The sequence below is a fragment of the Streptomyces sp. NPDC042638 genome (assembly GCF_040647235.1).
Taxonomy (GTDB): domain Bacteria; phylum Actinomycetota; class Actinomycetes; order Streptomycetales; family Streptomycetaceae; genus Streptomyces; species Streptomyces rameus.
In genome coordinates, this window is record NZ_JBEZBT010000047.1 from 56809 (window position 1) to 68518 (window position 11710).

Below are 11710 nucleotides of genomic sequence, written 5' to 3' on the forward strand. Positions count from 1 at the left end.
GCCGGACGGAGAGCCCGCCGGCCTCCGCAGGAGCGCTCGCCTACCGCCCCCGCTCCTCCGCGAGTTGCAGTTCGAGCAGCCACTCCACGACCTCCGTGTGGCGGCGGGCCTCCCGGAGGTCCGCGCCCCAGGCGTACAGGCCGTGGCCCGCCACCACGACCGCCGGCACCCCGGGGTCCAGGGCGGCCTCCAGGCGGTCGCCGAGGACGCTCATGTCCTGGGAGTTGCGGATCACCGGCAGGACGACCTCTTCGTCATGGGCGGAGCGCCCGAGGCCCTTGAGCATCTCCAGATCGCGGAACGCGATGCCTCCGGGACGCCGGCGGCCCATCGCCACCGAGGCGACGGTGTGCACATGGACGACGGCGCCGGCACCGGTCAGCCTCACCACCCGTGCGTGCAGAGCGGCCTCCGCGGACGGCTTCCCGGCGGCGGTCGCGCCCGGCACGGCCGTGCCCTCCTCGTCCACCAGGACCATGTCCCCCGGACGCAGCTCCCCCTTGTCCAGGCCGCTCGCCGTGACCAGCAGGCGCACCGGGTCCCGGCCGGTGACCACGGACAGGTTTCCCGAGGTCCCCCGCATCCACCCGAGGGCGGCGAACCGCGCCGCCTCCGCGGCCAGCGTGCCGCCGTAACCCGTCGTCTCCGGCGCACCGGTGACCATGGCTCCCGTCATGACGTTCCCTCCGCGAGGACGAGGTCGATCTCGGTGAACGAGCGGGCCGCGGGGTGCTCCGTACGGCCCGCCGGCTGGTGCGGCTCCTCCGGCCGGACCAGGGCGCCGGTCAGCCACCCCGCGTCCCGCGCCGCGTCCAGTTCGCTCGCCCGGTCGGACAGGAACAGGGTGTCCGCGGGCGGCACCCCGGTCACTGCGGCGATGGCCCGGTAGGACGCGGACGCCGTCTTGGGCCCGGCGTTGCGGGTGTCGAAGAAGCCGCTGACCAGCCCCCGCAGGTCCCCCTCCGCGGCGTGCCCGAACCATGAGCGCTGCGCGGAGACCGAGCCGGAGGAGTAGACGTACAGCCGCGCCCCCCGCTCGTGCCAGCGCCGCAGCGCGGGTACGACGTCGGGGTAGAAGTGCGCCGTGAGGTCGCCGCGCGCGAAGGCCTCCGTCCAGATGATGCCCTGGAGCGTCTTCAGCGGCGTGACCTTCCGGTCCTCGTCCAGCCACTCGCCGAGGGCACGCTCGACCCGGCGGGCGTCCGCCTCCGGTTCGTCCAGCAGCTCCCGGACCTGCTCCACGGCGGCCCGGACCTCCGGCTCGTCCTGCCGTTCGGTGAGCAGCTCCGCGAAACGCCGCCGCGAGTACGGGTACATGACGTCGGTGACATGGCGGGTCGCGCTGGTGGTGCCCTCGATGTCCAGCACCACGGCCGCCGCCCGGAAGCGCGGCGTCACGCGTCCGACCCGGTGTACCCGGCCCGGAGCGTGTCGAAGTCGGGGAAGCGCCCCGCGACGTCGCTGCCGGTGAACGTGCCGATCCAGCCGTCCTCCTCGTGGAAGAAGCGGATCGCGGTGAACGAGGGCCGGGTCCCCATGTCGAACCAGTGCGTGGTCCCCTTCGGCACGCCCAGCAGGTCGCCCTTCTCGCAGTAGACGGCGTGCACCACACCGTCGGCGTGCAGGTAGAAGACGCCGGCCCCGGAGACGAAGAAGCGGACCTCGTCGTCGTCCTCGTGGGTGTGCTCGGCCAGGAACTTCTGCCGGGCCGCGCGGGCCCGGTCCGCCCAGTCCGGGGAGCCGTCGGGATGCAGCGACACGACGTCGACGGTGCGGAACCCCTCCCGGGCGGTGAGCGCCCGCACCTCGTCGGCGTAGGCGGCGAGCACGGCCTCCGGGCCGGCGCCGGGCTCCAGGCCGTCCCGCACGGGCCACTGCTCGTAGTCGACGCCGAGCGGAGCCAGCGCCGTCCTGATCTGCTCGGGATCCGAGGTGCGGCGCAGAACGGTCTCCGGGCCGGAATCGGGCCATGTGGTCAGCAGCGTCATCAGCACTCCATCCGCAAAGAAGGCCAGCGGGTCCTTCGCGGACCACCGGAACATTTCACCGCCCGTGGATCGTACGGCATTCCGGTGCCCCCGGCCGAGGGAACTCATCGCTTTCTCGCGGGCCGAGAAGACCGGTGTGTTTCTCACCCGGCGAGAAAGATTCCGTGGCCGCTCCGGAGTACCTGCGCATACCGGGAACGGGCGCCTTCCCGGCGGCATCCGGTACCGCTGAGGTGCCTTAACGGCGTTGACAACGACACGTGCCCCGGATTTGCTGGTCGACGCTTGCCGAGGAAAAGGTCCGGAAGCGTTCGTCGTCCGGCAAAAGAGGGTTGAGGGTAATGGCTGAACAGGTGAAGTCGGATCCGGGTTCACGGCCGGTCGGTCAATGCCTGCACGACCAATTCGCCGCACAGGCACGGCGGCGCGGGAATTCCGTCGCGGTCGTCCAGGGCGAACGGTCCCTGACCTACGCGGAGCTGCACGAGCGGGCCGGCGCCCTGGCCGCGCGGCTGCGGGCCGAGGGCGTGGGACCTGACGTGGTGGTCGGTCTCTTCGCTGAGCGGTCGCTCGAGATGCTCATCGGCATGATCGGCATCATGGAGGCGGGCGGCGCCTATCTGCCGCTCCGGGTGGACGACCCGGCGGACCGGGTCTCGTTCATCCTGCGCGACGCCGGAGTACGGGTCGTCGTGACCACTCCCGTGACCGACGAGCGCGACCTCGACTTCGACGGGGTGCGCGTCCGGGCCGACGCCGACGGCGCCGTCCTCCCGGCAGCGCAGAGCCCCGTCCGCGCCGGCGAGGAGAACCTCGCCTACGTGATCTACACCTCCGGCACCACCGGCACCCCGAAGGGTGTGGCCGTCCCGCACCGTGCCGCCGCCCGGATCGTCCGCACCGGCGTCTACGGCGACTTCGACGAGCACCAGACGTTCCTCCAGGCGTGCCCGCTGTCCTTCGACGCCTCCGTGTTCGAGATCTGGGCGGCCCTCGCCAACGGTGCGCGGCTGGTCCTGCTGCCGCAGCAGCGCTCGTCGGCGGACGCCGTCATCGACACCGTCCGCCGTTACGGCGTCACCACCTGCTGGCTCACGCCCACCCTGTTCAACCAGCTGGTCGACGAGGGCCGCCTGAAGAACAGCGGGCTGCGCCAGGTGGTGGTCGGCGGCGAGGTGGTGTCCACCCCGCACCTCGCGCAGGCCATGCGGTCCACCGACATCCGCTTCGCCAACGGCTACGGACCGACCGAGGCCGGCGTGTTCACGTGCTGTCACATCTTCCAGGAGTCGGACCTCGCCTACGCGCCCCCGCCGGTCGGCACCCCGCTGCCCGGCACCCAGGTCTGGATCCTCGACGAGGCGATGCGGCCGGTGCCCGACGGGGAACTGGGCGAGCTGTACATCGGCGGCCCCGCGCTCGCCCGCGAGTACCACCAGCGCCCCGACCTCACCGAACGGGCGTTCCTGCCGGACCCGTTCGGCGAGACCGCCGACGGCCGGATCTACCGGTCCGGCGACCTCGCCCGGATGCTCCCCGGCGGACTGGTCCAGGTGGTCGGCCGCACCGACGGCCAGGTCAAGATCCGCGGCAACCGGGTGGAGCTGACCGAGGTCGAGGCCGCCCTCCTCGACGAGCCGTCCGTCGCCCAGGCAGCCGTCGTCGACCGCGGCGAGGGAGCGGGGCGGGTGCTCGCCGCCTACGTCATCCCGGCGCACGGCGCCACGCCCACCGTCGCCGAGTTGCGCTCCCGGCTCGCCACCCGGCTGCCGGACTACATGATCCCCACCGAGTTCCACCGCCTGGAGCGGCTGCCGCTCACCCGGCACGGCAAGACGGACCGTGCCGCGCTGCGCGCCGAGACCGGCGCGCCCCGGCTGGAACTGGGCACCGCCTACCGGCCGGCGGCCGGCGAACTGGAGGCGCTGATCGCCGGGATCTGGGCCGAGGTCCTCGGTGTGCCGGCGGTCGGCATGGACGACAACTACTTCGACCTGGGCGGCACTTCGATCACCATCAAACAGGCGCAGCTCCGCCTGGAGGAGCGGACCGGTGTCCGCCTCCCCTCCACGGCCCTCTACGAGTACCCCACCGTCCGCGCGCTCGCCGAAGCCCTGGCCAAGCACGAGGTATGACACCTGTGAACCCTCAGCCCACCGACCCCCACTGTCGCGACATCGCCGTCATCGGCATGGCCGCCGAACTGCCGGGCGCCGACGACCTGGACGCATTCTGGGAGAACGTCCGCGCGGGCAAGGAGTCCATCACGCACGGCTCCCCGCGGGCCGTCGAGGACCCCACCACCGGCCGCCGCTGGGTGCACGCCCGCGGTGTCCTCAAGGACGTCCGCCGCTTCGACGCCGAGTTCTTCGGCATTCCGCGCCGCGAGGCCGAGGTCCTCGACCCGCAGCACCGGCGCCTGCTGGAGCTGTCCTGGAACGCCCTGGAGGACGCCGGCTACGACCCGTACCGGATACGGGAGACCGTCGCCGTCTACACGTCGGTCGGCCCCAACACCTACTACGGCACCAGGGAGTTCGGCGCGCGCTCCGCGGCCGAGCACATGCTCATCCAGCTGTCCAACGGGCCCGACACCCTGCCCACCCGTATCTCCTACAAGCTGGGCCTGACCGGCGAGAGCGTCAACGTCCAGTCCGCCTGCTCGTCGGCAGCCGTCGCCGTCCACCTGGCCTGTGAGGCGCTGCGCGCGGGCCGGGCGGACATGGCGCTGGTCGGCGCGGCCAGCATCAGCGCCCTGGAGACACTGGCGTACGAGCACCAGGACGGGTTCATCCTGTCCGCGGACGGCAGCACCCGCGCCTACGACAAGGGCGCCAGCGGCTATGTCGAGGGCGACGGAGCCGGCGTGCTCGTCCTGCGCCGCCTCGACGACGCCCTCGAGCGCCGGGACAACGTCCACGCGGTGATCAAGAGCAGCGCGGTCAACAACGACGGCCGTGCCAAGGCCGGTTACTCCGCTCCCGGCGTGGAGGGGCAGTCCCGGGTCATCAAGGCGGCGCTCGAAGCCTCCGGTGTCCCCGCCGACACCATCGCCATGGTCGAGGGCCACGGCACCGGCACCCAGGTCGGCGACCCGATCGAGGTGCGCGGTCTGGCACGCGCCTACCGGGCCTTCACCGACCGCACCGACTACTGCGCCCTCGGGTCGGTCAAGGCGAACATCGGGCACCTGTGCTTCGCCTCGGGCATCGCCGGGCTGCTCAAGGCCGTCCTGTGCCTGAAGCACGGCGAACTGCCGCCCATGGCCGTCCTCGAGGAGCCCAACCCGGACATCGACTTCACCGACACGCCGTTCTACCTCAACCGGACGCTCAAGCCGTGGCCGCAGCCCGGTCCCCGCCGGGCCGGCGTCAGCTGCTTCGGCATGGGCGGCACCAATGCCCACTTCATCCTCGAACAGGCACCCGAACCGCTGTCCGGCGACGCGGAGAGCGGCCCCCGGCGGACCCTCCCCGTGGTCCTGTCGGCCCGCGGCGACGAGGCTCTGGCGGAGGCCAGGCGCCGTCTGGCCGCCCACCTGCGCGCCCATCCGGACACCGATCTCGGCGCCCTCTCCCACACGCTCGCCACCGGCCGACGCCCGCTCGCCCACCGCTGGGCCGTGGCGGTCGACTCGACGGATGCGCTGCTGCGCGCCCTCGACGGCGCCGCACCCGCCCCCGACGGCTCGCGTGCCGCCGAACTGGCCCGGACCTGGGCCGAGGGCGGCGACGTGAACTGGGACGAGGTGTTCGACACGGCCGACCGGCGCCGGATCTCGCTGCCCGGCTACCCGTGGCAGGGCGAGCGGCTGTGGATCGAGGCCGCACCGGCCGGCGCCGAGGGCGGCGTCGAGCTCGAGGCCGAGGAACAGGCTCCGGTCGCCGAGTGGCTCCACCGGCCCGCCTGGGAACGGACCGCGCTGCCCCGGCCGTACCTCACCGGCGACCTGCCGCCCGTCGACGGCGTCACCCTGCTGCTCGGCGACGGCGGCCCGGCCGGCCCGCTGGCGGCCGAGCTGGTCGCCGCGGGACGCACCGTGCTGCACGTCGCGCCCGGTGACCGGTTCGAGGTGACCGACGACCACCGCGCCGTCGTCCGGCCCGCGGTGGCCGAGGACTTCCGGCAACTGGTGGACTGGGCCGTGTCGCGCGGCGGTTCGGTGGCCGAGGCCATCCACCTCTGGAGCTACGGCGCCCCGGCCGACCAGGACACCGGTGTCTCCCGGGGCGCCCTGGCGATGCTGCACCTGGTGCAGGCACTCGCCGCCGCACGGCAGAGCGCCGACCTGTGGATCGGCACCGAGAACGCTCAGACGGCCGCTGCCCCGCGCCCCGTGGCGACCGCGGCCGAGGACACCCGCCGTACCCTGCGCACGGAGGCGTCCGCGGTGCTGGGACTGTGCCGTGTCGTCCCGCAGGAGCACCCGGAACTGCGCTGCCACGGTGTCGACTTCGCCCTGGACACCCCGCACGCCGAGGCCGTCGCCGGGCTGCTCGCGGAGATGGCCTCCCCGAGCGGCGACCCCGAGGTGGTGTACCGGGGCGGCGACCGGCTGCTGCCCACGGTGGAGCGGCTGCCCGCTCCGGACGGCGGCCCCGTGCCGGTGCCCGTACGTCCCGGCGGGGTCTACCTCGTCACCGGCGGCCTGGGCCGGATCGGTCTGGTCATCGCCGAGGTGTTCGCGCGCACCGCCCCGGTCCGGCTGGCGCTCGTGTCCCGCACCCCGGACGCGGACGCGCCCGGCGTGCGACGGCTGCGCGAGCTCGGGGCCGAGGTGCTCGTGCTGGGCGCCGACGTGGCCGACGAGACGGCGATGCGGAGCGTCGTCGACGAGGTGCACGCCCGATGGGGAGCCATCGACGGGGTGGTGCACTCGGCGGGCATCGAGGAGAGCCGCAACTTCTCCTTCATCGCCGACACCGGCACCGACCGCGCCCTGGCGGCCCTGCGGCCCAAGGTGCCCGGCATAGCCGTCCTGGACCGGGTGACCCGCGCCGAGCCACTGGAGTTCTGCCTGGTCTGCTCCAGCATCGACACCCTGCTCGGCGGCATCGCCTTCGGTATCTACTCGGTGGCCAACCGCTATCTCGACAGCTACGCGCACTGGCGGCGCGCCCACGGAGCCCCCTGGGTCAGCGTGGACTGGGACTCGTGGCGGTTCGACGAGACCGGCTCCGGACGCATCGGCGCGGCAGCCGCCCGCACCGCGATCCGCCCCGAGCAGGCGGGCGACGTCCTGGGTGCCGTTCTGACCGGCGGGGAGGCACAGCGCATCGTGTCCACCGTGCCGCTGGCGGACCGTATCGAGCGCATCCGCCGGGCCTTCGAACGCCGTCGGCAGGACGCCGCCGCGCGCGAGGGCGCACCCGGCGCCCTCACCCGCGAGGAGACCGGCAGCCTCGTACGCGACGTCATCGCGGAGATCACCGACACCCCCGGGCCGCGGGACGAGGACGAACTGCTGGCCGTCGGCTGTGACTCGCTCGCCCTGCTGGAGGTGGTCGTGCGGCTGGAGGGCGCGCTGCGGGTCAAGCTGCCCATGGCCGACCTGTGGGGCTGCTCCACCCTGTCCGACCTGGCCCAGGTGTGCTGGGCGACCGCCGGAGCACAGCAGACGGACGAGGGCGACGGCGCCGAGGAGGCGTTGCGCTATCTCGCCGGCTGACGCGGCACGGCGCTCCGCGGTCCCGGCGGAGCGCTCCCGAGACCTCCACCAGAGGCGTCTCGCGCAGACGCCGGCCGAAGACGGGTGACCGAACCGATGGAATTCGACCTTGCCAGGGCCCGCGCCGACACACCGGGCGTCGCCCATGTCGTGCACCTGAACAACGCGGGCGCGAGCCTGGCCCCACGCGCGGTGACCGACGCGATGACCCGGCACCTCGAGCTGGAGAGCACGGTGGGCGCGTACGAGGCCGCCGAGCGCGCCCACGAGGCGGTCGCCCGTGCCCATGACGCGCTCGCGGCACTGCTGAACGCACACCCCGACGAGATCGCGATCCTGGACAGCGCGAGCCGCGCCTGGGGGATGGCGGTGTCCAGTATCCCGCTGCGGCCGGGGGACCGGGTGCTGATGTCACCCGTCGAGTACGGCAGCAACCACATATCGCTGCTTCACCTGGCCGAACGCACCGGCGTCTCCGTGGAGTTCCTTCCGGTCGACGGCGACGGCCTCGTCGACGCGGCCGCGCTGGAGCAGTGTATGGACGAGCGGGTCAAGCTCGTGGCCATGGCCCACGTGCCCATGCACGACGGCCTGGTGAACCCGGTCGTCGAGGTGGGCAAGGTGGTGCGCCGGACCGACGCCCTGTTCCTCGTGGACGCATGCCAGTCGGTGGGCCAGCTGCCGGTGGACGTCCAGGACTTCGGCTGCGACCTGCTGGTGGGCTGCGGCCGCAAGTACCTGCGCGGTCCGCGTGGCACCGGCTTCCTCTACGTCGCCCGCGAGGTCGCCCCCCGCCTCACCCCGGCGGTGCTGGGCCTGGACGGCGTCGAGTGGCATGCCGGGGAGTACCGGCTCGCCCCCGGCGCACGCCGCTTCGAGACCTGGGAGGTCAACGCCGCGGCCCGGATCGGGCTCGGGGTGGCCGTCGACTACGCCCGCGACTGGGGGGTGGAGCGCACCTGGCAGCGGATCCGCTCCCTGGCCGCCGGACTGCGCACCGACCTGGCCCGGGTGCCGGGCGTCACGGTGGAGGACCGGGGCGTGGAGCGGTGCGGCAACATCGCCGTCACCTTCGCCGGCCTCGACCCCTTCGAGGTGCGCGCCGAGTTGCTGCGGGCCGGTATCAACAGCTGGGTGTGCCTCGACAACGCGGCCTGCCACGACATGCAACAGCGCGGTCTCAGCCGCCTGTTGCGGATCTCCGTGCACTACTACAACAGTGAGGCCGAGCTGGAGCGGCTCTGCTCGGTGCTCACCGGTCTGACCTCGGGTACGAAGGCGAGGGCGTTCGCATGACGGCATCGGAGTGGATCAGGCGGCCCCGGCCGCGTCCCGGGGCCCGCGCGAGGGTGTTCTGCGTCCCGCACGCCGGGGCGGGACCGTCGTACTTCGCGCACTGGGTCTCCGAACTCCCCGAGGACGTGGAGCTGTGCCTGGTGCATCTGCCGGGGCGGGAGTCACGGCTGGCCGATCTGCCGCTCGACGACATCACGGCCATCGCCCAGCGCGTCGGCCGCGCCTGCGCGGACCTGCTCGACCTGCCCTTCGTCCTCCTCGGGCACAGCATGGGCGCGCTCGTCGCCTACGAGACGGCACGGCGGCTCGCTGTCCCGCCCCGCCGGCTGTTCGTGTCCGCCTGCCCCCCGGCCCACCGGCTGGTGGAGGAGCCGCCCGTCGCGCACCTGCCCGACGACGAGTTCCTCGCCGAGGTCCGCCGCGCCTACCAGGGCATACCGGACGAGGTGTGGAACGACTCGGCCCTGATGCGGATGATGCTGCCCGCCATGCGCGCCGACTTCGCCGCGTACGAGACCTACGAGTGGGTCCGGCGTACCCCGCTGGGCTGTCCTGTCACCGTGCTGGGCGGCTCCGCGGACACCCTGGTGCCCACCGGTTCGCTCGCCGGCTGGGCCGAACTGACCGAAGGCGACTGCGAGGTCGAGGTGTTCGACGGCGGCCACTTCTACCTCACGGAACACCGCCACGAGGTGCAGCGGATGGTCACCGCGGCGCTTGGGACGGACGCGGCCCCGGACCCGGCGGTGGCGGGCACGGGCCCGAACCGGGAGGCCGGAGCATGACCGTGTGGATGACCGACAGCCTGGCGGAGGCACGCGACACGGGCTGGGACACCGTCGTACCGTCCGACGACCTCTTCCGCTCGCCGGGCTGGCTGGCTCTGGAGAGCGAACAGACCAACCTCCCGCCCCGGTACTACCTGGCGGGTGAGCCGGGGCGGGCCGAGGCCGGCCTGTCCTGTTATCCGCTGGACGCCTCCTCGGAGCCCTGGCCGTTCATGCGCGTGGACCGGACCGTGCGGATGCTCGCCGGTGCCCGCGGTGTCGAACCGGACGAGGACACCGCCCGAGCCGTCGACGCGCTGCTGCCCACCCGGCTGTTCGGCGGGCGCAGGGTCCCCAACACCGCGCTCGTCACGGCGCCCGGCCTCGCCGAGGACCGGCGCCGGCACCGGATCGCCGAACTGGTCGCCGCCGCCGAGGACGACGCCCGGGCCGGCGGCGGGGCCAGCTCCTCCTTCCTCTTCGTCGCCGAGTCCGACACCGGTCTGCGGGACGTCCTCCGGGAACGCGGTTACGCCGAGTTCCCCACCGCCCACTACTCCACCCTCCGGCTGCCCGAGCCGGGCTTCGAGGGCTATCTGCAGCTGCTGCCCAGCGACCGCAGGCGCAAGGTGCGGTACGAGCGCCGCCGTCTCGAGGCGGCCGGCGTCGCTTTCCGGGTCGAGCCGCTCACCCCCGGCCTGACCGGCGAGCTGGTGCCGCTGCTGCTGAAGCACGGCAGCAAGTACGGGCACGCCTACACCCCGGAGGCGATGACCCGAACCCTGCACCTGCATGCCACGCACTGCGGCGCGGACGCCGAGGTCATCACCGCCCGCTCCGAGGACGGCGCGCTGCGCGGCTTCTCGCTGGTCGTCCGCCGCGGCGAGCGCCTGTACATCCGCCTCACCGGCTACGACTACGACTGGCAGGGCAAGCTGCCCCTGTACTTCGCCCTGTGCTTCTACGAACCGGTGGAGCACGCGAGCCGGATCGGCGCGACCACGCTCGACTACGCCGTCGCCTCCGAAAGCACGAAGCTCTCCCGTGGCTGCACCCAGGAACGGCGCTTCGGCTACGTCAAGGCGTTCGACCCGGCGACGCACAAGACCGTCGCCCACCTGCTCGCCCGCCTCGGCGACACCCCGGCAGACCGCTGACCTTCCGCCCCACCCACTGGAGAACCATGCCCGGCCGCCTGTTCACCTCGGAGTCCGTCACCGAGGGCCACCCCGACAAGATCGCCGACCGGATCAGCGACACGATCCTCGACGCGCTGCTGCGCGAGGACCCGGCCGCCCGGGTCGCCGTCGAAACCCTGGTCACCACCGGCCAGGTCCATGTGGCCGGAGAGATCACCACCTCCGCCTTCGCCGACATCCCCGCCCTCGTCCGGACGGCCGTCCTCGACATCGGCTACGACTCCTCCAAGAAGGGCTTCGACGGCGCCTCCTGCGGTGTGTCGGTGTCCATCGGCGCGCAGTCCCCGGACATCGCGCAGGGTGTGGACGCGGCCTACGAGGCCCGGGTCGAGGGTGACGAGGACGAGCTGGACCGGCAGGGCGCGGGTGACCAGGGCCTGATGTTCGGCTACGCGTCCGACGAGACGCCGACGCTGATGCCGCTGCCGGTCTTCCTGGCGCACCGGCTGGCCAAGCGCCTGTCCGAGGTCCGCAAGAACGGCACCATCCCCTACCTGCGGCCCGACGGCAAGACGCAGGTCACCATCGAGTACGACGGTGACAAGGCCGTCCGTCTGGACACGGTGGTCGTCTCCTCCCAGCACGCGCCCGACATCGATCTGGAGTCGCTGCTCGCGCCGGACATCCGTGAGTCCGTGGTGGAGCCGGAGCTGAAGGCGCTGCTGGACGAGGGCATCAAGCTGGAGACCGAGGGCTACCGGCTGCTGGTCAACCCGACCGGGCGTTTCGAGATCGGTGGTCCGATGGGTGACGCTGGCCTGACCGGCCGGAAGATCATCATCGACACGTACG

9 protein-coding genes are annotated in these 11710 nt (G+C 72.9%); 6 read left to right on the plus strand and 3 right to left on the minus strand.

Translation table 11 applies throughout. The features are described 5' to 3' along the window. Positions 1 to 40: 40 nt before the first annotated feature. Genes mtnB through AB0B40_RS29565 form a run of 3 tightly spaced genes read right to left on the minus strand, consistent with a single transcriptional unit; the run spans position 41 to position 1988 of the window. Entirely contained in the window at positions 41 to 676 is a 636-nt protein-coding gene (mtnB, locus tag AB0B40_RS29555; protein ID WP_345052655.1) for a methylthioribulose 1-phosphate dehydratase, read from the minus strand. After that, positions 673 to 1398 carry an acireductone synthase gene (mtnC, locus tag AB0B40_RS29560; RefSeq protein WP_345052657.1) on the minus strand — a complete coding sequence of 242 codons (726 nt, stop codon included), beginning with the start codon at positions 1396 to 1398 and terminating at the stop codon, positions 673 to 675. Before mtnC ends, mtnB begins: the two co-directional genes overlap by 4 nt. Beyond that, complete coding sequence (locus AB0B40_RS29565) at positions 1395 to 1988, minus strand: cupin (protein WP_345052660.1); 594 nt, start codon at positions 1986 to 1988, stop codon at positions 1395 to 1397. Before AB0B40_RS29565 ends, mtnC begins: the two co-directional genes overlap by 4 nt. Before the next feature lie 341 nt (positions 1989 to 2329). On the opposite strand from AB0B40_RS29565, the gene AB0B40_RS29570 reads away from it, so the two are divergent. The 6 genes from AB0B40_RS29570 to metK all read left to right on the plus strand — a co-directional run. Continuing rightward, positions 2330 to 4123 carry a non-ribosomal peptide synthetase gene (locus AB0B40_RS29570; protein ID WP_345052663.1) on the plus strand — a complete coding sequence of 598 codons (1794 nt, stop codon included), beginning with the start codon at positions 2330 to 2332 and terminating at the stop codon, positions 4121 to 4123. A gap of 5 nt (positions 4124 to 4128) precedes the next feature. Beyond that, positions 4129 to 7656: an SDR family NAD(P)-dependent oxidoreductase gene (locus AB0B40_RS29575; RefSeq protein ID WP_362266492.1), complete on the plus strand. Its 3528-nt coding sequence runs from the start codon at positions 4129 to 4131 to the stop codon at positions 7654 to 7656. A 96-nt stretch (positions 7657 to 7752) separates the two neighbouring features. Continuing rightward, positions 7753 to 8952: an aminotransferase class V-fold PLP-dependent enzyme gene (locus AB0B40_RS29580; RefSeq protein ID WP_345052668.1), complete on the plus strand. Its 1200-nt coding sequence runs from the start codon at positions 7753 to 7755 to the stop codon at positions 8950 to 8952. Then, positions 8949 to 9737 carry an alpha/beta fold hydrolase gene (locus AB0B40_RS29585; protein ID WP_345052671.1) on the plus strand — a complete coding sequence of 263 codons (789 nt, stop codon included), beginning with the start codon at positions 8949 to 8951 and terminating at the stop codon, positions 9735 to 9737. The genes AB0B40_RS29580 and AB0B40_RS29585 overlap by 4 nt, the downstream gene beginning before the upstream one ends. Then, positions 9734 to 10876 carry a GNAT family N-acetyltransferase gene (locus tag AB0B40_RS29590; protein WP_345052674.1) on the plus strand — a complete coding sequence of 381 codons (1143 nt, stop codon included), beginning with the start codon at positions 9734 to 9736 and terminating at the stop codon, positions 10874 to 10876. Before AB0B40_RS29585 ends, AB0B40_RS29590 begins: the two co-directional genes overlap by 4 nt. 26 nt (positions 10877 to 10902) lie before the next feature. Beyond that, positions 10903 to 11710 (plus strand): methionine adenosyltransferase (metK, locus tag AB0B40_RS29595; protein WP_362266497.1); only part of this gene is annotated, 808 nt, incomplete at its 3' end.

What these genes read in the sequence shown, in the direction of transcription:
- mtnB (WP_345052655.1), bottom strand. Translation starts at nt 676, where the DNA reads ATGACGGGAGCCATGGTCACCGGTGCGCCGGAGACGACGGGTTACGGC.
- AB0B40_RS29565 (WP_345052660.1), bottom strand. Translation starts at nt 1,988, where the DNA reads ATGACGCTGCTGACCACATGGCCCGATTCCGGCCCGGAGACCGTTCTG.
- AB0B40_RS29570 (WP_345052663.1), top strand. Translation starts at nt 2,330, where the DNA reads ATGGCTGAACAGGTGAAGTCGGATCCGGGTTCACGGCCGGTCGGTCAA.
- AB0B40_RS29580 (WP_345052668.1), top strand. Translation starts at nt 7,753, where the DNA reads ATGGAATTCGACCTTGCCAGGGCCCGCGCCGACACACCGGGCGTCGCC.
- AB0B40_RS29585 (WP_345052671.1), top strand. Translation starts at nt 8,949, where the DNA reads ATGACGGCATCGGAGTGGATCAGGCGGCCCCGGCCGCGTCCCGGGGCC.
- AB0B40_RS29590 (WP_345052674.1), top strand. Translation starts at nt 9,734, where the DNA reads ATGACCGTGTGGATGACCGACAGCCTGGCGGAGGCACGCGACACGGGC.